Raw genomic sequence first — 24,776 nt, forward strand, 5'->3', positions numbered from 1 at the left:
GCTCGCACCGTGCTCCACGGTGCGAGCCCCTGCCACTTCACGCAGTCCACAGGGGTTCTGACGCGGCGTCACTGCGTCGTTGACTCGTCTGGACCACGCTGATAGACCTTCGCATCACCAGTGGGCGCCCAGACGATCCACGTGCCTCCTCCACGCGAGCTACGACGCGAGGTCAACGTCCTATGATCACAACGGCTCACCACCGCTCCCCCGGCCCGGCCCTCTTCCTCCGCTCGCGGGCAGGACGCCGCCCGCACCCCCTGCTGCGGCTGCTGCTCGCCGTCGGCATCGCCGCCCCCACGCTGATTGCCGGCCCGCCGCAGGCGCAGGCGCAGACACGGGCCGAGGCGCAGGCCTGGCCTCGGGCGCAGGCTCAGGCACCCGCAGCCGTGCCCGGCACCGGACAGCTCATGGACTCGCCGGCGAGTGCGGTCGGCACCCGCGTGCGCGCGGACGAAGGCAACAGCGACGGCAAGACCGACGGCAAGGACGACAAGAGCAACGGCGACGGCAAGACCGGGGCCGGGAACGTCCTGACGGTGGCCGTGTCACAGAGTGTCGACTCCCTCAGCCCGTTCCTCGCCCAGCGGCTGGTCTCCACCAGCGTCCACCGGCTGATCTACGAGTACCTGACGAACTACGACCCCAGAGACGCACGGCCGGTGCCGGGGCTCGCGACCGCCTGGAGTCCGTCAGCCGACAAGCTGACGTGGACCTACACCATCCGCAAGGACTCCACCTGGTCCGACGGCAGACCTGCCACCGCCGAGGACGCGGCCTGGACCTTCGGCAGGATGATGAAGGACCCCGGTGCAGCGACCGCCAACGGGAGTTTCACCGCCAACTTCGCCGAGGTCACGGCCCCGGACCCGGAGACGCTCGTCATCCGGCTGAAGAAGCCGCAGGCCACCATGACGGCACTGGACGTGCCGATCGTGCCGAAGCACATCTGGGAGAAGGTCGGCGACTTCTCCACGTTCAACAACGACACACGGTTCCCGGTCGTGGGCAACGGGCCCTTCGTGCTGACGGACTACAAGGTCGACCGGTACATCCGGCTGAGGGCCAACAAGAACTTCTGGCGCGGCGCACCGAAGTTCGACGAGTTGGTGTTCCGGTACTACAAGGACGGTGACGCGGCGGTCGCCGCGCTGCGCAAGGGCGAGGTCTCCTTCGTACCCCATCTCACCCCGGCTCAGGCCGCTTCGCTGAAGAACGCGGAGAACATCCAGGTCAACGATGCCCCGGGCCGCCGCTTCCTCGCGCTCGCCACCAACCCGGGCGCGCGGGCGAAGAACGGCGGCAGGTTCGGCAGCGGTCACCCCGCGCTGCTCGACCCGGTCGTGCGCAGGGCGCTGTTCCACGCGGTCGACCGGCAGACCATCGTCGAGAAGGTGTTCCAGGGGCACGCGGTCGAGGGCGAGGGCTACCTCCCTCCCCGCTTCTCCGCGTACTTCTGGAAGCCGGCCGCCTCCCAGCGGATCGCGCACGATCCGGCGAAGGCCGCCGCGCTGCTCGACGAGGCCGGGTACCGGAGGGACGGGAGCGGCAGGCGGCTGGGCAAGGACGGCCGGCCGCTGGACTTCCGCGTCCTGTGCCACGCCACCGACCCCCACGACAAGGCGGTCGGCAAGTACCTCCGCGAGTGGTGGGGCGAACTCGGGATCGGGTTGAGGGTCGTCTGCCTGGACAATGTGTCCGACCCCTGGCTCAAGGGTGACTACGACCTGGCGTTCGACGGATGGTCGGTCAATCCCGACCCGGACTTCGTCCTGTCCATCCACACCTGCTCCGCTCTGCCCGCCACACCCGCGGACACCGGTGCGACCGACAACTTCATCTGCGACGAGCGTTTCGACCGGCTGTACGCGCAGCAGGCGGTGGAGTACGACGCGGCCAGGCGCGGGGACCTGGTCAGGCAGATGCAGTCCCGGCTGTACGACACCGGCTTCATGAACGTGATGGTGTACCCGAACGCGCTCGAGGCCTACCGCACCGACCAGATCGGGTCCATCACGACGATGCCCGAGGCCGCCGGCAATCTCTACGGCCAGGACGGCTACTGGAGCTGGTGGTCCGCCGAGCCCGCGGCCGCGGGCGGGGCGGCCTCGGACGGCGGCGGCTCCTCCCCCGCCGTGGCCATCGGCATCGGGATCTCGGTCGTCCTGGTCATAGCGGTCGGCATTCTCACCAGTCGGCGCCGCCGTGCCACCGCCGACGACCGCGAGTAGCCCGTGAGCAGCGCCACGAGCCCCTCGGGCTCCTCCCCCGATGTACCCGGCGTACCCGATGTGCCCGATGTGCCCGACGCCCCGGTGGGCACCTGCCCGCCGGGGACTTCCGGGGTCGAGATGAAGGCCGCCGCCCCGTCACCCGGCTCCCCCGGAGCCCGGCCGGGCCGGCCGCCCAGCGCGAAGACGGCTCTCCCGGCGCGCCCGGCCTGTCTCGCCTATCCCGCCTATCTGGCCGGCAGGCTCGGCGGCGCCCTGGTGTCGCTCTTCGCCGTCCTGGTGACCAGTTTCTTCCTCTTCCGGATCATCCCCGGTGACCCGGTCAAGGCGATGACGCACGGCATGCCGACGAGTGCCGAGCAACTGGCTGCGCTACGGCGCCAGTTCGGTCTGGACCTGCCCCTGTGGCGGCAGTTCGCCGACTACTGCGCCGGAGCGCTGACCGGCGATCTCGGTATGTCGTACCAGTTCCGGGCACCCGTCGGGGAGCTGATCGCCCAGAAGCTCCCTGCGACCCTGCTCCTCACCGGTGTGGCCGTGGTGCTCTACTCGGCGCTCGGGCTCTGGCTCGGCACCCGTTCCGCATGGCGCCACGGCCGACTCGGCGACCGGCTGAACACGGGGGTGGCGCTGACTCTGTGGTCGGTGCCGTCGTTCTGGCTGGGCCTGCTGCTGATCATCACCTTCTCGGTGGGGATCGGGCCGATGCCCGGTATGTTCCCGACCGGCGGAATGGAGTCGGGGGGCACGGCCGGCTTGGCGTACGTCCTGGACGTCGCGCACCACATGGTGCTGCCGGTGCTGACCCTGGTGGCCGTCGGTTATGCGCAGACGCTGCTGGTGATGCGCTCCTCGCTGCTGGACGAGATGGGCGGCGACTATCTGACGACGGCTCGGGCGAAGGGGCTGCGGGACGACGACGTACGACGCCGGCACGCCGTCCCCAATGCCCTGCTGCCGACGGTGACGATGGTCTTCATCAACCTCGGCCATGTCGCGGCCGGATCGATCCTGGTCGAGACGGTGTTCTCCTGGCCCGGGCTCGGCGGGCTGTTCTACCAGGCCCTGAGCGTTCCCGATCTGCCGTTGGTGCAGGGGCTGTTCGTGGTGTTCGCGGGGGCGATGATCCTGATGAACCTGCTGGCCGACCTGCTCTATCCGCTGCTCGACCCGAGGGTGGGCCGATGACGAGGCCGATGAACCCGCCGAACCCGCCGAACCCGCCGAAAGCGACGTGGCAGACGGACTCGCCGGGGCCGAGGAAGTCGACGAGATCACTGCAGCGGGCACGCCGACGCGCCTCGGTCGCCCGCTTCTGGCGGCGCTACCGCACCCATCGCGCCGGGGTCGCGGGGCTCGCCGGCCTCACCCTGCTCGCCGTGCTCGCCCTGGCCGCGCCGTGGCTGGTCGGTGACGACGTCCAGAGCGTCACCCGTGCGCCCGGCCGGGCGCTGGAGCCGCCGAGCGGCGCCTTCCCCCTCGGCACGGACCAGTTCGGCCGCTCGCTGCTCGGGCTGCTGGTCTGGGGCTCCAGGATCTCACTCACCGTGGGGCTGCTGGCGGCAGCGCTGTCGGTGGCCATCGGTACGCTCGTGGGTGTCGTCGCGGGGCACTACCGCGGCTGGATCTCCACGGCCGTCATGCGGATCACCGACTGGTTCCTCGTGATGCCGACCCTGGTCCTGGCGATCGTGCTGGCCACGGTGCTGTCGCGGAGCGTGTGGACGGTGATCCTGGCCATCGGGGTCACGACCTGGCCGACGACGGCGCGACTGGTGCGCGCGCAGACGATCGCGGTCGAGTCGCGGCCGTACATCGAGCGCGCGAAGGCCCTCGGCGGCGGTCACCGGCACCTCATGACCCGGCATGTGCTGCCCCAGGTGATGCCGCTGGTACTGGCCCAGACGACACTCGGCATCTCCGCCGCCATCCTCACCGAGGCGACGCTGGCCTTCCTCGGGCTCGGCGACCCGACGGTGGTGTCCTGGGGCGGCATGCTCCAGGACGCCCGGGAGGCGGGCGCGGTGTCGTCGGGCCACTGGTGGTACCTCGCGCCGCCCGGCATCGCCGTCGCACTGGTGGCGCTGGCGTTCACCCTGTGCGGACGGGCCGTGGAGTCCGTCCTCAACCCCCGTCTGGGGGTGTCCCGTTGAGTCTGCTGGAGCTCAGGGGACTGCGGGTGACATACGGGTCCGGGGCGTCCGCCGTCCCGGCCGTACGCGGAGTCGACCTCACCCTCGGCGCCGGGCGGAAGCTCGGGGTGGCGGGCGAGTCGGGCTGCGGGAAGTCGACCCTGGCGCTGGCACTGCTGCGGCTGCTGCCCGCGTCGGCCAGGCTGTCGGGCGAGATCCTGCTGGACGGCGAGGACGTGCTCGCCATGAAGTGGGGCCGGCTGCGCGCGGTGCGGTGGGCGGGTGCGTCCGTCGTCTTCCAGGGGGCCATGCACGCGCTGAACGCGGTGCACCGCATCGGCGACCAGATCGCGGAGCCGGTGCTCGTGCACGGCCGGGCGACGCCCGCCGCCGCGCGACGGCGGACCGGTGAGCTGCTGGAGCAGGTGGGGCTGCCGGCGTCGCGCGCGGCGGCCTACCCGCACGAGCTGTCCGGCGGTCAGCGCCAGCGCGTGATGATCGCGATGGCGCTGGCCTGCGAACCGCGGCTGCTGGTCGCCGACGAGCCGACGACGGCGCTGGACGTGATGATCCAGGCGCAGATCCTGCGGCTGATCGGGCAGCTGGTGTCCGGGCACGGCATCGCGCTGCTGATGATCAGCCACGACCTGGCGGTACTCGCCGACACCTGCGACCGCCTCGCCGTGATGTACGCGGGCCGGGTGGTGGAGGAGGGGCCCGGGCGGGCCGTGTACGACGCGGCGCAGCACCCGTACGGCCGGGCGCTGTCGGCGGCGTTCCCGCGGGTCGGGGACCCGGCATCGCGGCGGGAGCCGCGCGGGCTGCCCGGTGATCCTCCGGACCCCTCGGCGCTGCCGGGCGGATGTACGTTCCGTCCGCGCTGCCCCGTGGCGCTGGAGGTGTGCGGCCGGGACGAACAGGAACTGCGCGAGGCAGGGCCGGACCGACTCGCCGCCTGTGTGCGGGTGGACGCAAGGGAGGAAGCGTGAGCGCTGCCGACGGGACCGGCAGGGACCGGAGCGAGGTCCCCCCTGGCGCAGCCGCCGCCCCCCTGCTGTCGGCCACCGGAGTGCGGGTGTCCTTCCCGGGCCGGCGCGGAGCCGCGCCGGCCCGCGCCGTCGACGGTGTGGATCTGGACGTCGGCACCGGGGAGATCGTCGCGCTGGTCGGCGAGTCCGGCTGCGGGAAGACATCCCTGGCCCGGGCGCTGCTCGGCCTGGTGCGGCCGGAGGCGGGGCAGGTGTCGTTCGGGGGCGTGCCGCTCGGATACGGCTCTCGGGCGCTGAAGGAATACCGCAGACGGGTGCAGTTGGTGCTGCAGGACCCGAGCGGTTCGCTCAACCCCCGGCACACCGTGTACGACGCGGTGTCCGAGGGGCTGCGGATCCACGGCTACCGCGGCGACGAGGAGGCGGCCGTCGCGGAGGCGCTCGCGCGTGCGGGTCTGCGCCCGCCGGAACGGTTCTTCCTGCGCTACCCGCACGAACTGTCCGGTGGCCAGCGGCAGCGCGTGGTGATCGCGGGGGCGCTGGTGCTGGGGCCCGAACTCATCGTGGCCGACGAGCCGGTGGCGTCCCTGGACGCCTCGGTGCGCGGCGAGATCCTGGCCCTGCTGCTGCGGCTGCGCGACGAACTGGGCCTCTCCGCGCTGGTGGTGACCCATGATCTGGGGCTGGCGTGGAACATCGCGGACCGGGTGGCCGTGATGTACCTGGGCCGCATCGTGGAGACGGGAACGGTGGAGGAGGTGCTGACACGCCCCCGGCACCCCTACACACAGGCGATGCTGTCGGTGCTGCCGGAGTCGGCGGTGCCGCCGGTGGTCCTCGCGGGCGAGCCGCCGGACCCCTCGCGCGTACCGCCCGGCTGCCGGTTCCACCCCCGCTGCCAGGTGCTCGTCTCGGGCGCCGCCGACGATGTCGCGAGCCGCTGCCGTACGCAGGACCCTCCCGTCCTCGCCGGGGGCTCCGCGGGTGCGGTGGCCTGCCACTGGGCGGCGCCGACCGGCCCGGCTCCCGCGGGCGGCCGGTGCGAGGGCGCGGCCCCCGCAGGCGACCGCGGCGGGACCGCGGCTCCCGCCGACGGCCACCGCGACGCCACGGAGAGCGCGGCAGGCCCGTAGGGGCGGGGAGACCTCCTCGGGGCGCCCCGCGCGCGGTCGTTCGCGGATGGGTGCGCGGGGCCGTGCCCGGAGCGCCTGCCGGCCGGGCCCGGTGGCGCCGCGGCCTATGCGTCGTACTCCGCCGTCAGTTCACGCGCCCGCTTCACATCGGTGGCGATGGCGTCGAGAAGGGCCTCGACGGACTCGAACCTCGCCATGCCGCGCACATAGGCGAGGAAGTCGACGGCCACGTGCAGCCCGTACAGATCGAGGCCCACGCGGTCGATGGCGTACGCCTCGACGGTTCGCTCGGTGCCGTCGAACTGGGGATTGGTACCGACGGAGATCGCGGCGGGCATACGCTCCCCGTCGGCGGTGAGCCAGCCCGCGTAGACGCCGTCCGCGGGGATGGCGGTGTGCGGCAGGGTCTCCACGTTGGCCGTCGGATAGCCGAGCTCGCGGCCCCGCTGGGCACCGCGGACGACCACGCCCTCGACCCGGTGGGGCCGGCCGAGGATCTCCGCCGCACCCTCGACATCGCCCTCGGCGATCAGCCGCCGGGTCAGCGTGGACGAGAAGGGCTCACCGCCGCCCGCCGCGCCGCGCATGAAGAGGTCGACGACCTCGACCTCGTAGTCGTAGGTGCGGCCGAGTTCGGTCAGAAAGCCGACATCGCCGGCCGCCCGGTGCCCGAAACGGAAGTTGGGGCCCTCGATCACCGCGCGGGCATGGAGCTTGTCGACCAGTACCTTCACGATGAAGTCGGCCGGCGACAGCTTGGAGAACTCGGAGGTGAACGGCAGGATCAGCAGCGCGTCCACGCCGAGTTCCGCCATCAGCTCGGCGCGCCGGTGGTGCGGGGCGAGAAGCGGCGGGTGGCTTCCGGGGCGGACGACCTCGCTCGGGTGCGGATCGAACGTGACCACGGCCGACGGCACGCCGAGCTCCCGCGCCCGCGCCACGGCCCTCCCGATGATCAGCTGGTGACCGCGGTGCACCCCGTCGTAGGAACCGATGGTGACGACGCTGCGCCCCCAGTCCTGGGGGATGTCCTCCAAGCCACGCCAGCGCTGCACAGTGACCGCTCCTCGCCCGAACCCGAAACATCGAACCTGCGTGCGCAACGATGACTCCTTACGCAGGTCTAAGACTGCCATGCCCGCGCAGCGCCGTGGGCATCGGCACCCGGCTGCCCAGCGCCTCCAGCGTCCGGCGTGCGCGGGGACCGACCACCACCGCCCACTCCCCCGGCTCCCCCGCCTGCCACGACACCGCCTCGGCCGCGAATCCGGGCACCTGACGGGCCAGCTCGACCAGACTGCGGTCGAAGCGGTTCGCGCCCCCCGGGGTGCGTACGAGGAGCAGGCCGACGCGACGGACCAGCTCGCGGACCCGGGGGTCCGATGGCCGCACCGCCGGGGCGCGCACGGCGGCCTGGAGCACCGTGTCCAGGACCTCGGGATCGCCGCCCTCGCGCCTCTCGTGTTCCAGGAGGACGTCCAGCAGTTCGGCGCGCAGCGGCTCCCGCGCCGGACTCCCCGGTGCACCCAGCACTGCGGCCAGCGCGCACCGCACCGATGCCGGGCTGCCGCGCAGCAGGTCCACCACGAGCGGCAGCAGCGCAGCCCGCGCCGGCACTCCCTGCCGCAGCCGCAGCGCGACGAAGGCCGCCGCGTGCACGGCCCCGGACGGCCGCAGCCTCACGTACTCGCTCACCAGCGCGGCCGCGCGGCGGGCCGGATCCGGCCCCTCGAGTCCCGCAAGCGCCCGCAGCACGTCGTCCGCCCCGCCGCCCGGGCTGCGCAGTGCGGCGCGGAACGCCGCGAACACCGGCTCGGGGTGGGTCGGCGCCGCAGCGGCGAGGACGCCGGCGGGCACTCCCGGATCGTGCGCACGATACGCGTCGACGGCGCGCGCGAGATAACTCGGCCGGGTCCGCGGGTCGCGGACGAGAACGGCGAGCGCGGCACCGTGCAGGGCGGTGTCGGCGGGCCGGGCCAGCAGCGCAAGCGCCGCGTATCTCAGCAGGTCGCGGTCGGCCCGGTCGGTGACACGGGCCGCCACGGCAGGCGCGTACGCCGCCGCGGCGAGGCGACGCGCCGGGCGGGTGTCGTCGTGGGCCCAGCGGTCGACGGCCCGGCAGAGGGCTGACGGCTCGTCCTCGGTGAGCGCGGTCAGCAGCTCCCGGGCACGGGGGTGGGCGGTGCTGACGAGTGCCTCGCAGAGATCGTCGACGGCCCGTCCGCGGTGGGTGTGGAGCAGTGCCTGGGCCGCCGCCGCGACGGTGGGCCGGATGGCCGCGCCGGGTGCCGCGGGCAGCGGCCTGCCGTCGGTGAACCACCGGCAGAGCAGCGGCTGGACGGCCCGCGGCGACCGGGCCAGCCGTTCGGCGACCGCGTCCAGATAGCGGGGCGGTCGGGGTGCGCCGAAGTCCTCCGGGCGCTGGTGGGACGTCGAGGGGCCGTTGGCACCCCGCGCGCCGCCCGCGCCGGTCCCGCCGCCCCCGGTACGCTCCGGCGGCCCGTCCGCCGGGACGAGGCGGCGCAGCAGGTCCAGTCGCTCCGCTTCGCCGATGTGCAGCGCCTGCCAGAAGGCGGGGCCGAACTCCTCGGGACCCGATGCCCGGGGTGGCCCGCCCGGCCGCAGTGCGCTCCGGGTGACGCGGTCGGCGAGGGTACGCAGTACGCCGAGGTATCTGCGGGCGTGCGGCACGCGCAGCAGCGTCTCCCGCAGGAGTCCGGCGGCCCACCAGCGGATGTCCACGCCGGCTGCCTCCCCCGTGCCGGACGCGCCGGTGGTGCGGCAGCCGCCGCAACCGCAGGCGCCCCGGGAGCCGCGGGTCGCCTCGCAGCCGCGGAGAACAACGACTCCGTCGGGCACGTCGAGACCGCTCGGGCCGTTCACGCCACCGGCGACAGCGGGTCTGTCGAGTCCGTCGAGTCCGTCGAGTCCGTCGAGAGCATCGACCAGCGCCCTGAGCCGGGGTGCCAGCGCGGACTCCCCGGAGCGGCGGTCAAGCAGCAGCAGCGCGTGGACGACCGTGCCCCTCCGGTGCAGGGGCAGTCCCGGCCCCTCCGCGTCCGCCGCCGCGGGGCCCTGGCGGTTCAGCAGCGGATGCAGGACGGTGTCGACGTCGAGATGCGCGGCCTGGAGCCATTCGGCGACCTCTTCGTGGGCGAAGCGGTAGCCCGCGCCCGCCGGTACCAGCAGCCCCGTGGCGAGCACCGCGGACGCCCACCCGGTCCGCCAGGGGAAGATCTCCCCGAAGGCCTGACGGTCGAGACCTCCCCCGCCCGGCCCGAGGCAGCGCCGCGCCGCCTCGTGGACCCGTCCGGCCACCCGGGCCGCCAGCAGGCGCACCGCGGCCCCGTCGCACCCTTGCCCCCAGGTCTCGGCGATCCGCGTCGCGGCGCGCAGGCACATCAGGTCCGTGTGCGCCGTGAGGATCTCCTCGCGCGACGGCTGCCCGGGCACCTCTGCGGGCATCGCGTCCCGCACCTCCGCGAGGAGGCCGAGGGCCAGGGGGTGGCGGGCGTCCGCCGCGGCCGTCGCACCGGCCGGGAGGCCGAGGCGCGCCATGGCCTGCTCTGCCTCCCGCGCGGTCAGCGGGCCGAGGCGCAGCGCCGGCCTGTGCACATCGGCCTCGGGGTACAGCGCCGCGGCCCGCTCCCAGTACTCGGGCCGGCAGCCGACCACGAGCCGTACGCCGTGGTCGCGCAGCCAGCGCGCCGTCTCCGCCGTCCAGTCGGGGAGCCGGGCGGCCAGGGCGGCGGGCATCTCCTCGGGGCCGTCGAGGAGGACGAACAGCGGCCGTCCGGCCTCGCGGGCGACGCGCGCCACATGCTCCGGTGCGGCTTCCGCACCGGCTGCGGGGACGGCCCAGGGCCCGCCTCGGTGGGCCGTGCTCCCGGCGACGACCCGGCCGGAGCGCACCAGTACGCGGGCGACGGCGTCCGCCAGGTCGCGGTCGTCCGCCGCGAGGTCGGCGCCGCGCAGCCAGATGGAGACGCCCGCGTCGGCGCCGTGGGCCCGGCGGGCGGCGAGTGCGGCGAGTGCGGTGGTACGGCCGCTCCCGAGAGCTCCGGTGAGGGCGAGGACATGCGCCGGGGATGCCTCGAACTCAGCGAACCCCCGGACGGCGTGCGGGCGTTCGACGGGATCGGCACGGGTGCCGGCGCCGCCGGCCGGCCCGGCGGGCCCGAGGGACACCGCGGCCAGCCGCCGCGCTCCGGCGTGGTTGAGGTCGGCGCCGAAACCGGGGACGGTGCGGGCGTTGCGCCGCAGCAGCGCCCCGAGGGGTCCGCCGGGGTCGCGCGCGGCCGCCGTGCGCAGGGGCACGGCGAGGCCCGCCACGGGGTGCGCGGTGTCCGGGGCGGTGCCCGCGAGGACCGCCACCACCGATCCGGTTGCGGTGTCCACCACCGGCCCGCCGCCTGCCGTACCGCCGGGCCCCAGGGCGTCGCTTCCCCCGGTGCCGACGGCCAGTTCGAGGGCCCCGTGGAGGTGGTGTGCGCGGCCGTCCGCGGTGTAGCCGGCCGGGATCTCCCCCAGGACGCGGGCCTCGCGCCAGCCCCCGGCCGGGATACGCACGTACGCGCCCTTTCCGGGCCGGTCGCGGAGGGCCAGCGGCAGGGGTGTCAGGCCGAGCCCGCCGGTCCTGACGAGCGCGAGGCCGGCCTCCGGCAGGAGGGTGACTCCTTCGGCGACGCGGGGGGCGCCGCCCGGCACGCCCAGCAGGATCCTGTCGAGCCCGGCGACCGCTTCATGGCTGGTGACGACCGTGCCCCGGTCGTCGACGGCGAAGCCGGTCCCGCGCGGCCGGCCCGCCGGATCACAGATGCGCACCAGCGTCGCCAGGTCCTCGCGTCCCATGGCTCCGACGGTATGCCGGAGTTGATCACGGGGAGAAGGCCACGGGACGAACGCGCCCCGAGTGCACCCCCGGTGCACTCCGAGCGCCTGCCCATTGGGGTGAATCCGCGGGGCGGGACGGACAGACACCATCCGAGGGGGATCGTGGAGCGGGCAGCGGCCCTGCCCGCTCCACGAGGGAAGTCCCGGCACGGCCCGGCGCACTCCCCGAGGGGGACGGGGCCGGTGGTCACTGGGCCGGTGCGGCCTGCACCCGCGGGCGTCAGCCGAAGACCGCGAGGCTCCTCGCCTTGCCCCGGTGCTCCTCGACCAGCGCCAGAAACCGCTCCTGGGGCCCGAAGACGGCCACCGGGCCCCGCCCGCCGTACTCCGGGATGTCCAGGCGCACCCCGTTGAGCAGCAGCCGGGCGCGTCGCTCGTCGACGTCCCAGCGGGGGAACGCCGCCGCGGCGGCCTCGCCGACCGGCATGACCGTCAGCTCCTCCTGGAGCTGGTCGAGGGTCCTGGCCGCGTTGAGCCGGTACGGCCCGACGCGGGTGCGGCGCAGTGCGGTCAGATGGCCGCCGACCCCCAGCCCGGCGCCGAGGTCCCGGGCGAGGGCGCGGACATAGGTGCCGGAGGAGCAGACCACCGAGACGACGAGATCGGTGACGGCGGTGCCGTCCTCGGCGACGGCCTCGCGGACGTCGTGGACGGTGAACCGCGACACGGTCACCGGGCGGGCGGGGATGTCGAACTCCTCGCCGCCGCGGACCCGTGCGTAGGACCGCCTGCCGTCGATCTTGATGGCGCTGACCTTCGACGGCACCTGCATGAGGTCGCCGGTGAGTTGGGCGACCCCGGCGTCGACGGCGTCCCGGGGGATGCCGGAGGCGTCGGCGGACGAGGTGATCTCGCCCTCCGCGTCGTCGGTGACGGTGGTCTGGCCGAGCCGGACCGTGCCGAGGTACTCCTTCTCGGTCAGTGCCAGATGGCCGAGGAGCTTGGTGGCCCGCTGGACGCCCAGGACGAGCACTCCGGTCGCCATCGGGTCCAGTGTGCCCGCGTGGCCGACGCGGCGGGTGCGCGCGATGCCGCGCATCTTGGCGACGACGTCGTGCGAGGTGAAGCCGGCCGGCTTGTCGACGATGATCAGGCCGTCCGGGGTGCCGCCCCCGCCGGCGGCCGGGGCGGCGTTGCTGCGCTGGCTCATGCGGAGGCCGTGCCCTTGTCCCCGCCCTCGTCTCGGTTCCGGTCCCCGCCCTCGTCCCTGCCTTCGTCCCTGCCCTCGTCCCTGCCTTCGTCGGGGCCCGCTTCGTCGTCCCCGTCCTCCGGCTTGCGGTAGGGGTCGGCCCCGCCCGCGTACGTCTTGCCCGTGGATGCCTGGCGCACCTCGGCGTCCTTGGCCCGCGCCTTGTCGAGCAGGTCGTCGATGGTCCGGGCGTTGTCCGGGAGCGCGTCCGGGACGAACGCAAGGCTCGGCGTGAAGCGGACCCCCGTCTGGCGGCCCACCTCGGACCGCAGGACGCCCTTGGCGGACTCCAGCGCGGCGGCGGACGCGGCGCGCTCCTCGTCGTCCCCGTACACCGTGTAGAAGACCGTGGCCTCCCGCAGGTCTCCGGTGACCCGGGCGTCCGTGATCGTGACGAAACCCAGCCGCGGATCCTTGATTCGCCGGTCCAGGGTCTCCGCGACCACGACCTGGATGCGATCGGCCAGCTTGCGGGCCCGCGCGTTGTCGGCCACCGGTCCTTCTCCTCTTTCGTGCGGTGGTCCGGGGGATGACCCCCCGGACGGTGCAGTCTCCGTGCGTTGCGGCAACGCACTCAGTCATCGTCTCCGTGCAGCCGCCGTCGTACCGACAGCAGCTCCACCTCGGGCCGGGCGGCGACGAGGCGCTCGCACCGGTCCAGTACGTCTGTGAGGTGTCCCGGGTCCCCGGACACCGCCGCGAGGCCGATCTCGGCCCTGCGGTGCAGGTTCTGCCCGCCCACCTCGGCCACCGCCACCGCGTATCTGCGCTGGAGTTCGGCCACGATCGGGCGGACGACGGAGCGTTTCTCCTTCAGCGAGTGGACGTCGCCGAGAAGCAGGTCGAAGGACAGCGTCCCCACAAACATGTGTGTCCGGATGTCCCGCCGGTACGGGTTCGGTAGGCGCCCTGCCCGCTCTTGGCAGGTACATCAAGGAACCGTACACGCACGGCCGGGGCCGATCGACGGGATTACCTCCCGCCGACCGGCCCCGAGCGCGGTGTGCGTGGCCAGCCGAGCCGCGTCAGCCGCGGGGCTTCTCGCGCATCTCGTACGTCGCGATGACGTCGTCGACCTTGATGTCGTTGAAGTTCCCGAGGTTGATACCGCCCTCGAAGCCTTCGCGGATCTCGGTGACGTCGTCCTTGAAGCGACGCAGCCCCTCGATGGTGAGGTTCTCCGCGACGACCTTGCCGTCGCGGATGAGGCGCGCCTTGGTGTTGCGCCGGACCTCGCCGGAGCGGATGAGCACACCGGCGATGTTGCCCAGCTTGGACGAGCGGAAGACCTCGCGGATCTCCGCCGTGCCGAGCTCGACCTCTTCGAACTCCGGCTTGAGCATGCCCTTGAGGGCCGCCTCGATCTCCTCGATCGCCTGGTAGATGACCGAGTAGTAGCGGACGTCCACCCCCTCGCGCTCGGCCATCTGCGTGGCACGCCCGGCGGCGCGCACGTTGAAGCCGATCACGATGGCGTCGGAGCCGGTCGCCAGGTCGATGTCCGACTCGGTGACCGCACCGACACCGCGGTGCAGCACCCGGATGTCGACCTCCTCGCCGACGTCCAGCTGGAGCAGCGAGGACTCCAGGGCCTCGACGGAACCGGACGCGTCGCCCTTGATGATGAGGTTGAGCTGCTGGACCTCACCCGCCTTGAGCACCTTGTCGAGGTCCTCGAGGGACACCCGGCGGGTGCGCTTGGCGAAGGCGGCGTTGCGCTCCCGGGCGGCACGCTTCTCGGCGATCTGGCGGGCCGTGCGGTCCTCGTCGACGACCAGGAAGTTGTCTCCGGCGCCCGGGACGTTGGTGAGGCCCAGGACCAGCACCGGAGTCGACGGGGTCGCCTCGTCGACGTTGTTGCCCTTGTCGTCGAGCATCGCGCGGACCCTGCCGTACGCGTCGCCGACGACCATGGTGTCGCCGATGCGCAGGGTGCCCCGCTGGACCAGGACGGTCGAGACGGCACCGCGGCCGCGGTCGAGGTGGGACTCGATCGCGATGCCCTGCGCGTCCTGCTCCGGGTTGGCCCGCAGGTCCAGGGCGGCGTCCGCGGTCAGGACCACGGCCTCCAGCAGGTTCTCGATGTTGAGGCCCTGCTTGGCGGAGATGTCGACGAACATGGTGTCGCCGCCGTACTCCTCGGCCACCAGGCCGTACTCGGTCAGCTGACCGCGCACCTTCGTCGGGTCGGCGCCCTCGACGTCGATCTTGTTGACCGCGACCACGATCGGCACGTCGGCCGCCTTGGCGTGGTTCAACGCCTCGATCGTCTGGGGCATCACACCGTCGTTGGCCGCCACCACGAGGATCGCGATGTCGGTCGACTTGGCACCGCGGGCACGCATGGCGGTGAACGCCTCGTGACCCGGGGTGTCGATGAAGGTGATGCGGCGCTCTTCGCTGTTGACCTCGGTCGAGACCTGGTAGGCACCGATGTGCTGGGTGATACCGCCGGCCTCGCCCGCGACGACGTTCGTCTTGCGGATCGCGTCCAGCAGCCGGGTCTTGCCGTGGTCGACGTGGCCCATGACGGTCACCACCGGCGGACGCGCGACCAGGAGCTCCTCGCCGCCCTCGTCCTCGCCGAACTCGATGTCGAACGACTCGAGCAGCTCGCGGTCCTCCTCCTCCGGGCTGACGATCTGAACCGTGTAGTTCATCTCGCCGGCCAGAAGCTGCAGCGTCTCGTCGGAGACGGACTGCGTGGCGGTGACCATCTCGCCGAGGTTCATCATCACGGCGACGAGCGACGCCGGGTTCGCGTTGATCTTCTCCGCGAAGTCGGTCAGGGAGGCGCCGCGCGACAGACGGACGGTCTCGCCGTTGCCGCGGGGCAGCATCACGCCGCCGACCGACGGGGCCTGCATGGCCTCGTACTCCTGGCGCCTCTGCCGCTTCGACTTGCGGCCGCGGCGCGCCGGACCGCCGGGACGGCCGAACGCGCCCTGTGTGCCGCCGCGGCCCCCGGGGCCACCGGGACGGCCGCCGAAGCCGGGACGGCCACCGCCGCCACCGCCGAAGCCGCCGCCACCCGGACGCGGGCCGCCGAAGCCGCCACCGCCGCCACCGGGACGGCCGCCGCCACCGCCGCCGCCACCGGGACGGCCGGCGAAGCCGGGACGGCCGGCACCGCCGCCGCCACCACCGGGACGGCCGCCGGGGCCGCCGGGACCGCGACCGCCGGGACCGGGACGCGGGCCGGCAGCGGGGCGCTGCGGCATCATGCCCGGGTTCGGACGGTTACCACCGGGGCCGCCGGCGCCACGCGGAGCCTGCGGACGCGGCATGCCGCCGGGGGTGGGACGGGAGCCACCGGGAGCCTGCGGACGGGGACCGCCCTGGCCGGCGCCCCCCGGGCGGGGGCCGCCCGGGGCACCCGCACCACCGGGACGCGGGGCTCCGCCCGGACGGGGCGCCTGCGGGCGCGCCATACCGGTCGAGCCGCCGGAGGTGAAGGGGTTGTTGCCCGGACGCGGGCCCGAGGGCCGGGCACCGGGACGCGGAGCCTGGCGCTCGCCCCCGGGACGCGGGGCGCCGGGACGGGCACCGCCGCCCTGGCCCTGGCCGGGACGTGCGGCCGGGCGCGGGCCCGGAGTGGCACCGGGCCGGGGACCGGCAGCCGGGGCGGCCGGGGGCGCGGTGAACTCCGGGGCGGCCGGGGCGGCCGGAGCCGGCTTCGGGGCCGCCGCGGGCTTGGGGCCCGGGGTCGGCCGCGGGCCGGGGGCCGGCGCCGCGGGAACACTTCTGGGGGCCTCGGCCGCCGCCGGCTTGGGGGCCGGTGCGCCGGGCTTGGGGGCGGCGGGACGCGCCGCCTGCGCCGGAGAGGGCACGGGCGCGCCGCCCGCGCGGCCTTCCGCCGCCGGGGCCGGCTTCGCGGGTGCCGACCTGCGCGGCGCCGCCGGCTTGCCGGCAGAGCGCTTCGCGGGGGAGCCCCCGGAACCCTGCTGGAAAGCGTCGGTCAGTTTGCGTACAACCGGCGCCTCGATCGTCGAGGACGCCGAACGGACGAATTCACCGAGTTCCTGGAGCTTGGCCATGACGACCTTGCTCTCTACACCGAACTCCTTGGCGAGTTCGTATACCCGGACCTTAGCCACTTCGCTCCTTTTAGGTCCGGGTTACCGCCGGACCGTCGCTACTTCATGGGCGTACTCATCGCGTACTCATCGAGTGCTCATCGCAATCTCGACCTACTTCCGACTCGCGAGGTACCTGACCGCACGGGGATCCGCGCGGTGCTGCTTGCTTCTTCTTACGGTGCGGCCTGGGCCGCCGCCTCGACGGCACGGCGTACGTCCGCGGTGTCGAGCGGCCCGGGGGCCTTGAGGGCCCTCGGAAACGCACGACGGCGAACCGCCAGGTCGAGACAGACCGAGGCGGGGTGCACATAAGCACCCCGGCCGGGCAGCGTACCGCGATGATCGGGGACGCACACGCCCTCGACCGCCACGATGCGCAGGAGATCGCGCTTGGCCGCTCGCTCCCGACACCCCACGCAGGTTCGCTCAGGGCATGCGCGGGCATGCGTCCGACCAGACACGTACAAGTCTACCTCCCCGTACCGACCCCACCCCTTCGGGGCGGTGGTCGAACAGCTGATGGCTCAAAACTCTCGGCGATCCCCCGGCTACCCCCGGGTCCGCACCGGGACACGTTCCCTCGGCACGGTGGTCCGGGGCGCAGCCGCCCGCACACCGTCAGGGCTTCTCCCGGAACTTCTTCAGGGACTTGTCCGGGACTTGTCCGCGACTTGTCCGGGGCGGCTTCCAGGGCCTCGCCGAGGCCCGCCCGGGGCCCCGGGTTCAGCTCTGCCCGGCAGGCTGCCCGGCGGGCTGCTCGGTGTCCGGCCGGATGTCGATCCGCCAGCCGGTCAACCGCGCGGCGAGCCGGGCGTTCTGCCCCTCCTTGCCGATGGCCAGTGACAGCTGGTAGTCGGGGACCGTCACCCGGGCGGACCTGGCGCCGAGGTCGACGACCTCCACCTTGGAGACCCGGGCCGGGGACAGCGCGTTGGCGACCATCTCCGCCGGGTCGTCCGACCAGTCCACGATGTCGATCTTCTCACCGTGCAGCTCGGCCATGACATTGCGCACCCGGCCGCCCATCGGGCCGATGCACGCGCCCTTGGCGTTCAGGCCACTGCGGGTGGACCGCACAGCGATCTTGGTCCGGTGCCCGGCCTCGCGGGCGATGGCCGCGATCTCGACCGAACCGTCGGCGATCTCCGGCACCTCGAGCGCGAAGAGCTTCTTCACCAGATTGGGGTGGGTCCTCGACAGGGTGACGGAGGGACCCCGCACCCCCTTGGCCACCCGCACGACGTAGGTGCGCAGCCGCAGACCGTGGGAGTACTCCTCACCCGGCACCTGCTCCTGCGCCGGCAGGATGGCCTCCAGCCTGTCGTCCAGCTTGACCAGCACGTTCTTGGGGTCCTTGCCCTGCTGGACCTGGCCCGCCACGATGTCGCCCTCACGGCGGGCGTACTCGCCGAAGGTGACGTCGTTCTCGGCGTCGCGCAGTCGCTGCTGGATGACCTGGCGGGCGGTGGAGGCGGCGATCCGGCCGAAGTCGTGCGGGGTGTCGTCGAACTCGCGCGGCTCCTGGCCCTCCTCGAGTTCCGCGGGGTCCTCCTTCGCCCACACCGTCACGTGCCCGCTCTGGCGGTTCAGCTCGACCCGGGCGTGCCGGCGGCTTCCCTCGGTGCGGTGGTAGGCGATGAGGAGGGCCGACTCGATGGCGTCGACCAGCAGGTCGAAGGCGATCTCCTTCTCCTGCGCCAAGCCCCTCAGGAGCTTCACGTCGATGTCCATGGCTACGCCTCCTCTTCCTTCTGAACGCCGTCGGTGTCCTTGCGGTTGAACTCCAGCTCCACACGCGCCCCGGCGATCTCGCCGAAGGCGAGTCTGCGGGGTGTGGGCCTGCGCCCCTTCACGCCCGGCACCTCGAGGTCGAGGCCCTCGTCGTCGACGCCGAGGATCCGGGCGACCAGTTCGCCACCGGTGCCGCCCTCCGGGGCGGTCAGCCGGAACCGGGCGAGCCGGCCCTTGGCACGCGCGTAGTGGCGGTGCTCCCTGAGCGGGCGCTCGGCCCCGGGGGAGGTCACTTCCAGCTGGTACTCGCCCTCGCCCATGACGTCGCTCTCGTCCAGCCGGTCGGAGATGACGCGGCTGAGTTCGGCGCAGGCGTCCAGATCGACCCCCCGGTCGGAATCCACGACGACGCGGAGCACACGGCGGCGGCCGGCCCGGGACAGTTCGATCTCTTCCAGATCCAGATCCGCGGCGCTGACGAGCGGTTCGAGCAGTCCGCGCAGCCTCTCGCTCTGGGTGGTGCTCATCCGGGTGACTCCTCGGCCGCGTGTGCTGTTGTGGGTTTCGTCGTGGGTCAGCACAAAGGGTAACCGGTCGCGAGGGGTGTTGCCGTCCATCCGCCGATGACCCGCAGGTACGCTCGCCTGCGGTGATCACATCAAGGCGCCGTCCACCCGATCGGGTGACCGCGCCCCACGGCCCGAGGAGGGACCAGGTGGACCGCACCGGTACGACAGCCAGACGATCCCTCCTGGCCGCCGGAGCGGCAGCTGCCACGGCGCTGACCGGGTGTTCACCGAACGAGCCGGGCCCGCGGCGCGCGGCGCTCCGGAGCGGGTCGGCGGAGACCGCCTTGCGCGAGCACGGTGCCGGGCTGAGCGGCGCCCTGCTGCTGCGGTACGACGCGGTACTGGCGGTGCATCCGGCCCTCGCGGCGCGCCTGTCGCCGCTGCGCGCCGCGGTCGTACGGCACGTCGAGGCGCTCGCACCGGCCGGATCGCGGCTCCCGACCCCGGCCCGGCCGGCCCCCTCGCCGTCCTCGTCGCCGCCCCCTGCCTCCCCCGCCTCCCCCGCGGCGGCCGGGTCCGGCCCGGAGCGTCCCGCCGCATCGTCCCCGGCGGCCGCCGCGGCACCGCCGGTGCCCGCCGACTCCGCGGCGGCCGTGCGTGAACTCGCCGCCGCCGAGCGCAGGACCGCCGACGGGCACACCGCCGCGCTGAGCGCCGCCCCACCGGAGTACGCCCGGCTGCTGGCGTCGGTCGCCGCGGCCGGGGCGGTCCACGCCTATCTGCTGACGGAAGGGTCCCGCTGATGAGCGAGGCACTGGTCGCGGCGCAGGCCGCGCTCGCGGCCGAGCACGCCGCCGTGTACGGCTACGGCGTGGTCGGAGGCCGGGCCGGCGCGGCCCGCCGCCCCGACGCCCTGGCGGCCCATGCGGCGCACCGGGCCCGCCGGGACGCCCTGGAGCGCGCGGTCCGGGATCTCGGCGGAAGGCCCACCGCGGCGCGGGCCGCCTACACTCTGCCGTTCGCGGTGCCCGACCCGGCGGCCGCGGCGCGGCTCGCCGCGGTACTGGAGGACCGGGTCGCGGCCGTCTACTCAGACCTGGTGCGGGCGGCGCGGGGCCCGCTGCGGCAGGACGCCGCGGCCGCGCTGCGCGAGGCGGCGGTGCGGGCCGCACGATGGCGCGGTACCGGCGTGGCCTTTCCCGGCCTGGCCGAGCGGGCCGCGACTCACTGAAGGGAAACGACGCACGCATGGGTTTCGAACCGCCCCGGCGTCTGGTGCGGGCGCTGGGCGACAGCGAGTGGACCGGGCAGCTTCCGGAGCTGGTGGAGGAGACGGCCGCCCGCGACGGCCTGGAGGTCGAGCGGGTGATGGCGCCCGGCGGCCGGAGCAGCCTGGTCGTCCTCGTGCGGCGGCGGCAGGACGGCTCGCCTGCGGCGCTCAAGCTGGTGCCGCCCCTCGCGGCGCCGGAGCTGGAGCGGGCGGCCCTCGCCCACTGGGACGGGTTCGGCGCGGTGCGGTTGCTGGGCGGCTCCGGTGGCGCGCTGCTGCTGGAGCGGCTGCACCCCGAGCAGTCCGTACGCTCGCTGCCCGAAGCCAGGGCGCTGCTGGAGGCGGCGGGCACCGTGCGGCGACTGTGGGTGGAACCGCCCCCCGGTCATGTCTTCGAGACCGTGGCCGAGCGCACGGGGCGCCAGCTGTCCGCGCTGTCCGACCGTGCGGGGGCGGCGCCGCGGGCGCTGCTGGAGGCGGCACTCACCACCCGCGGGGAGCTGCTCGCGGACTCCGCCGAGTCACTGCTGCTGCACGGGAACTTCCGGCAGGGCAAGGTCCTCGCCGGCGACCGTGCTCCGTGGCTGGCCGTGGGGCCGGAGCCGCTGGTGGGCGAGCGGGCGTACGATCTGGCGCGACTGGCCCGGGACCGGGTGGAGGACCTGGTCGCCGCCGCCTCGGGCGCCTCCGCGGCCCGCCGCCGGGTGAACCGGCTCGCGGACTCGCTGGACGTCGACCGCGACCGGCTGCGCGGCTGGACGCTGTTCCGCGCGGTGGAGTCGGGTACCCGGGCGATCGCCGAGGGGCGGCGCGCCGAGGGCGAGCTGTCGCTGGAGTTCGCCGGCTGGCTGTGAACGGCCGCCCGGGGCACCGGCGGCCGCACAGCGGGCGGCTCTCACCCGGCGGCTCCCACCCGGCGTGAACGGCGTCCCCCGCGGGGCAGGACCCGCAGGATCCGTACCTCACTGCCGCCGCCGGCTCCGCGGCATCCCGCGCAAGAGCAGGACCCGCAAGAGCAGGACCCGCGCGGGCGGGAGGGCCGAAGGACGCGGGCACGGCGGGTGGCGGGAGGGGGCCGGTGGTCAGCGGGGCCGCCCCGCGATCCGGGCCCGCGGGAACAGGGGAGCAGATTGCGTCCCACCGCCCTCGCCGGGCCCCGGGCAGGCCGGTGCGCGACCCACCGCTCCAACGGCCGGTGCCTGCACCGCGGTCCACCGGCCCGGAACCCGCGCCGCCTCCCCGGCCGGGAGGCCGGGGAGGCGTACTGCCTTCCCGGCCCCGGGGCCTGACGCGGGCCCGCGCCTCGCTCAGGCGGTGAGGCGTGCGACGGCCTCCTCGACCGTCAGTTCCTCGCGCTCGCCCGTGCGGCGGTCCTTCAGCTCCAGGACGCCCTCGCCGGAGCGGCGGCCCGCCACGAGGATCCTCGGTACACCGATCAGCTCGGCGTCGGTGAACTTCACGCCGGGGGAGACTCCGGCCCGGTCGTCCACGAGCACCCGCACACCCGCCGCGCCGAGCTTCTCCGCCACGTCGAGCGCGAGTTCGGTCTGCAGTGCCTTGCCCGCGGCGACGAGGTGGACGTCGGCCGGGGCGATCTCGGCGGGCCAGCACAGGCCCTGCTCGTCGGCGTGCTGCTCGGCGAGGGCGGCCACCGCGCGGGAGACGCCGATGCCGTACGAGCCCATGGTCACGCGGACCGGCTTGCCGTTCTGGCCCAGGACGTCGAGCTGGAAGGCGTCCGTGTACTTGCGGCCCAGCTGGAAGATGTGGCCGATCTCGATCGCGCGGTCCAGCTTCAGTCCGGCGCCGCAGGCGGGGCACGGGTCACCGTCCTCGACGACGACCACGTCCAGGTAGTCGTCGACCTCGAAATCCCGGCCGGCGACGACGTTCCGGGCGTGCTTGTCCTGCTTGTTGGCACCGGTGATCCAGGCCGTGCCCGGGGCGACCCGCGGGTCGGCGAGGTAGCGGACCTTGTCCAGGCCCTGGGGGCCGACGTACCCGCGCACCAGGTCGGGGCGGCCGGTGAAGTCCTCGGCGGTGACCAGTTCGACGGCCGCCGGGGCCAGCTGGTCGGTGAGCTTGCCGAGGTCGACCTCGCGGTCACCGGGCACGCCGACGGCGACGATCTCTCCGTCGACCTTCACCAGCAGGTTCTTGAGCGTGGCGGACGCCGGCACCCCCAGGTGGTCGGCGAGCGTCTCGATGGTCGGGGTGTCCGGGGTGTCCAGCTCCTCGACGGGACCGTGCCCGCCGGAGCCCGGCACGACCGCGAAGGCGACGGCCTCGGTGTTCGCCGCGTAGCCGCACGAGGGGCAGTGGACGAAGGTGTCCTCGCCCGCGGGGGCCGGGGCGAGGAACTCCTCGGAAGCCGAGCCGCCCATCGCACCGGAGACGGCGGAGACGATGCGGTGCTCCAGACCGAGGCGGCGGAAGATCCTGATGTAGGCCTCCCGGTGCAGCCGGTACGACTCCGCCAGCCCCTCGTCGGTGGTGTCGAAGGAGTAGGAGTCCTTCATGTGGAACTCGCGGCCGCGCAGGATGCCCGAGCGCGGACGGGCCTCGTCGCGGTACTTCGTCTGGATCTGGTAGAGGATGACCGGCAGGTCCTTGTAGGAGGTGCACTGGTCCTTCACCAGCAGGGTGAAGATCTCCTCGTGCGTGGGCCCGAGCAGGTAGTCCGCGCCCTTGCGGTCCTTCAGGCGGAACAGCTCGGCACCGTACTCGTCCCAGCGGCCGCTCGCCTCGTACGGCTCCTTGGGCAGCAGCGCGGGCAGCAGCACCTCCTGGGCGCCGATGGCGTCCATCTCCTCGCGGACGACCCGGGCGACGTTCTCCAGGACGCGCATACCGAGGGGCAGCCAGCTCCAGATGCCCGCAGCGTTCCGCCGGACGTAGCCGGCGCGCACCAGCAGCTTGTGGCTGAGCGTCTCGGCGTCCGCCGGGTCGTCGCGCAGTGTCTTGACCATCAGACGGGACATGCGCTGGACCTGGGCTGCCATGGATTGTCTCCTGCGTACACGTGCGTACAAGAAAGGGTGGTGCTGAAGGAGGTTAGCCGGGCGGTACCGGCGGGCGGAAATCAGTTCCGCTGCCCGAGCGGCCCCGTGCGTACGGCCGGGCCCTCAAGCGCCGCGCAGCAGCGGCAGCGGGGCCCCCATCACCGCGTAGGGCTTCGGGGCACTGGGGAAGAGGACCCGGCGGGCGAGGTCGCGGTAGCCGAGGGCGCGGTACAGCCCGCGGGCCGGGCTCTCGGTGTCGATCGCGGAGAGGATGGAGCGGGACTGGGCGGCGCCGTCGGTGATGGTGGTGATCAGCCGCCGGCCGATGCCGCGTCCCTGGTAGGCGGGGTGGACATGGAGTTCGGTGATCACGAAAGAGTCGTCCAGCCAGTCGTCGGCGCCGTTGCCGCGCAGATACGGCTCCACGACCGTGGACCACCAGTGGGTGCGGTCGTTGGGCATCCCGTACACGAAGCCGACCAGGCGGCCTTCGGCGGTCGTGGCGCCGAGGGCGCGGGCACCGGGGCAGAGCAGGTGCCGGAGCACGATGTGGCGGCGGATCCCGACCTCCTCCCCGGTCAGGCCGAAGGCGAGGGCCTGCACGGAGAGGGCTTCGTCCACGCGCGCGGCGAGGTTGACCGGCGCCACCTCGACATCGTGTTCCATGCGGGAACCCTACTTCTCCGCCGACCGCTCAGAACAGCACGCTCATGAACGCACCGACCTCACGGAATCCCACCCTGCGGTAGGCCGCGCGGGCCGCGGTGTTGTAGTCGTTCACATACAGGCTGACGACCGGTGCGACATCGGCGAGGGCGTAGCGGATCACGGCCGCCATCCCGGTCTCGGACAGACCCCGTCCCCGGTACTCGGGGGCGACCCAGACTCCCTGCACCTGGCAGGCCAGCGGGGTGGCGGCGCCGATCTCGGCCTTGAAGACGACCCTGCCGTCGTCGATACGGGCGAAGGAGCGGCCCGTGCCGACGAGTTCGGCGATCCGGGCCTGGTAGAGCAGTCCGCCGTCGCCTGCCGTCGGGGAGACGCCGACCTCCTCGGTGAACATGGCCACGCAGGCGGGCATGATCACTTCCATCTCGTCCTTGCGGATGCGCCGCACATGCGGGTCGGGCTCGATGTCCGGGGGCACGGACTCGGTGACCATGAGCGGCTGGTGGGCGCGGACTTCGCGGGCCGGGCCCCAGCTCGGCTCCAGCAGTTTCCAGAGCAGGGCGGTGGCCTCCGCCGGCCCGACCACGGACGAGCAGCGGCGGCCGGCCCTGCGGGCGCGGTCGGCGAAGGCGCGGACGGCCTCGGGGGTGGCGCAGATCGGGACCAGGTTGGCGCCCGAATAGCACAGCGAGCGCAGCCGGCCGTCGTCGTACCAGCCCCACATCTCGCCGCCGAGACGCCAGGGGTCGAGTCCGGCGACATGGACGCGGGCGGTGACGAACGCGTTGGCGACGGGGTCGCTCTCCAGGACCGCAAGGGCGGCCCCGACATCGTCGGGGCCGAGGACCCGGGTGGTCGTCTGCGTCAACACAAAAGGGCCCTCCATCACTCCTTGAGGGCAACGACAGGTGCCGCTCGGTCGGCCCGGCCCTGCACGTACCCGCCATGG

The 24,776-nt window shown here is 73.8% G+C and carries 20 protein-coding genes; 8 read left to right on the plus strand and 12 right to left on the minus strand.

All coding sequences use genetic code 11. The features are described 5' to 3' along the window. The first annotated feature begins 182 nt into the window (after nt 1-182). From SCWH03_RS07665 to SCWH03_RS07685, 5 genes are all read left to right on the plus strand, one after another. Nucleotides 183-2,231, plus strand: a complete 2,049-nt coding sequence (locus SCWH03_RS07665; RefSeq protein WP_173263414.1) for an ABC transporter substrate-binding protein — start codon at nt 183-185, stop codon at nt 2,229-2,231. A 120-nt stretch (nt 2,232-2,351) separates the two neighbouring features. After that, nucleotides 2,352-3,419 (plus strand): ABC transporter permease, encoded by a 1,068-nt coding sequence (locus SCWH03_RS07670; RefSeq protein WP_254076646.1) that lies wholly within the window; start codon nt 2,352-2,354, stop codon nt 3,417-3,419. After that, on the plus strand, nt 3,416-4,384 hold the full coding sequence (locus SCWH03_RS07675; RefSeq protein ID WP_371872627.1) for an ABC transporter permease: 969 nt from the start codon (nt 3,416-3,418) through the stop codon (nt 4,382-4,384). Before SCWH03_RS07670 ends, SCWH03_RS07675 begins: the two co-directional genes overlap by 4 nt. Continuing rightward, a complete protein-coding gene (locus tag SCWH03_RS07680; RefSeq protein WP_173263415.1) occupies nt 4,381-5,352 on the plus strand; it encodes an ABC transporter ATP-binding protein in 972 nt (323 codons plus the stop codon). The genes SCWH03_RS07675 and SCWH03_RS07680 overlap by 4 nt, the downstream gene beginning before the upstream one ends. Further along, nucleotides 5,349-6,485, plus strand: a complete 1,137-nt coding sequence (locus tag SCWH03_RS07685; RefSeq protein ID WP_254076619.1) for an ABC transporter ATP-binding protein — start codon at nt 5,349-5,351, stop codon at nt 6,483-6,485. Before SCWH03_RS07680 ends, SCWH03_RS07685 begins: the two co-directional genes overlap by 4 nt. 104 nt (nt 6,486-6,589) lie before the next feature. Here the strand turns inward: SCWH03_RS07685 and SCWH03_RS07690 are convergent, their stop codons facing one another. From SCWH03_RS07690 to rimP, 9 genes are all read right to left on the minus strand, one after another. Then, entirely contained in the window at nt 6,590-7,540 is a 951-nt protein-coding gene (locus SCWH03_RS07690; RefSeq protein WP_173263416.1) for a bifunctional riboflavin kinase/FAD synthetase, read from the minus strand. Nucleotides 7,541-7,598: 58 nt separating this feature from the next. Then, nucleotides 7,599-11,336: a trypsin-like peptidase domain-containing protein gene (locus tag SCWH03_RS07695; protein WP_173263417.1), complete on the minus strand. Its 3,738-nt coding sequence runs from the start codon at nt 11,334-11,336 to the stop codon at nt 7,599-7,601. 262 nt (nt 11,337-11,598) lie between these two features. Beyond that, complete coding sequence (gene truB / locus SCWH03_RS07700) at nt 11,599-12,528, minus strand: tRNA pseudouridine(55) synthase TruB (RefSeq protein ID WP_173263418.1); 930 nt, start codon at nt 12,526-12,528, stop codon at nt 11,599-11,601. After that, complete coding sequence (rbfA, locus tag SCWH03_RS07705; RefSeq protein WP_173263419.1) at nt 12,525-13,061, minus strand: 30S ribosome-binding factor RbfA; 537 nt, start codon at nt 13,059-13,061, stop codon at nt 12,525-12,527. Before rbfA ends, truB begins: the two co-directional genes overlap by 4 nt. A gap of 80 nt (nt 13,062-13,141) precedes the next feature. Further along, on the minus strand, nt 13,142-13,435 hold the full coding sequence (locus tag SCWH03_RS07710) for a DUF503 domain-containing protein (RefSeq protein ID WP_173263420.1): 294 nt from the start codon (nt 13,433-13,435) through the stop codon (nt 13,142-13,144). A gap of 157 nt (nt 13,436-13,592) precedes the next feature. Further along, nucleotides 13,593-16,664, minus strand: a complete 3,072-nt coding sequence (gene infB, locus SCWH03_RS07715; RefSeq protein WP_173263421.1) for a translation initiation factor IF-2 — start codon at nt 16,662-16,664, stop codon at nt 13,593-13,595. Between the two features lie 155 nt (nt 16,665-16,819). Next, nucleotides 16,820-17,107, minus strand: a complete 288-nt coding sequence (locus SCWH03_RS07720) for a YlxR family protein (protein WP_173263422.1) — start codon at nt 17,105-17,107, stop codon at nt 16,820-16,822. Nucleotides 17,108-17,369: 262 nt separating this feature from the next. Beyond that, nucleotides 17,370-18,377 carry a transcription termination factor NusA gene (gene nusA, locus SCWH03_RS07725; protein ID WP_173263423.1) on the minus strand — a complete coding sequence of 336 codons (1,008 nt, stop codon included), beginning with the start codon at nt 18,375-18,377 and terminating at the stop codon, nt 17,370-17,372. 2 nt (nt 18,378-18,379) lie between these two features. Next, the gene (gene rimP / locus SCWH03_RS07730) at nt 18,380-18,904 is read right to left on the minus strand and encodes a ribosome maturation factor RimP (RefSeq protein ID WP_173263424.1); all 525 of its coding nucleotides are present in this window, start codon (nt 18,902-18,904) and stop codon (nt 18,380-18,382) included. 188 nt (nt 18,905-19,092) lie between these two features. Here rimP and SCWH03_RS07735 point away from each other — a divergent pair, with 188 nt between their 5' ends. The 3 genes from SCWH03_RS07735 to SCWH03_RS07745 are packed head-to-tail and all read left to right on the plus strand — an operon-like array spanning nt 19,093 to nt 21,010. Next, the gene (locus tag SCWH03_RS07735; protein ID WP_173263425.1) at nt 19,093-19,689 is read left to right on the plus strand and encodes a hypothetical protein; all 597 of its coding nucleotides are present in this window, start codon (nt 19,093-19,095) and stop codon (nt 19,687-19,689) included. Further along, a complete protein-coding gene (locus SCWH03_RS07740; protein WP_173263426.1) occupies nt 19,689-20,117 on the plus strand; it encodes a DUF4439 domain-containing protein in 429 nt (142 codons plus the stop codon). Before SCWH03_RS07735 ends, SCWH03_RS07740 begins: the two co-directional genes overlap by 1 nt. Before the next feature lie 17 nt (nt 20,118-20,134). Further along, the gene (locus SCWH03_RS07745) at nt 20,135-21,010 is read left to right on the plus strand and encodes an aminoglycoside phosphotransferase family protein (RefSeq protein ID WP_173263427.1); all 876 of its coding nucleotides are present in this window, start codon (nt 20,135-20,137) and stop codon (nt 21,008-21,010) included. A gap of 453 nt (nt 21,011-21,463) precedes the next feature. Here the strand turns inward: SCWH03_RS07745 and SCWH03_RS07750 are convergent, their stop codons facing one another. The 3 genes from SCWH03_RS07750 to SCWH03_RS07760 all read right to left on the minus strand — a co-directional run bounded on the left by SCWH03_RS07750 (nt 21,464) and on the right by SCWH03_RS07760 (nt 24,698). Continuing rightward, nucleotides 21,464-23,158 (minus strand): proline--tRNA ligase, encoded by a 1,695-nt coding sequence (locus SCWH03_RS07750; protein ID WP_173263428.1) that lies wholly within the window; start codon nt 23,156-23,158, stop codon nt 21,464-21,466. Between the two features lie 123 nt (nt 23,159-23,281). Further along, nucleotides 23,282-23,824, minus strand: coding sequence for a GNAT family N-acetyltransferase (locus tag SCWH03_RS07755; protein WP_173263429.1), 543 nt, complete (start codon nt 23,822-23,824; stop codon nt 23,282-23,284). 28 nt (nt 23,825-23,852) lie between these two features. Then, a complete protein-coding gene (locus SCWH03_RS07760) occupies nt 23,853-24,698 on the minus strand; it encodes a GNAT family N-acetyltransferase (RefSeq protein WP_173263430.1) in 846 nt (281 codons plus the stop codon). Nucleotides 24,699-24,776 lie beyond the last annotated feature (78 nt).

Origin of the sequence: Streptomyces pacificus, assembly GCF_011766325.1 — a bacterium.
In the GTDB taxonomy this organism is placed as follows: Bacteria; Actinomycetota; Actinomycetes; order Streptomycetales; family Streptomycetaceae; genus Streptomyces; species Streptomyces pacificus.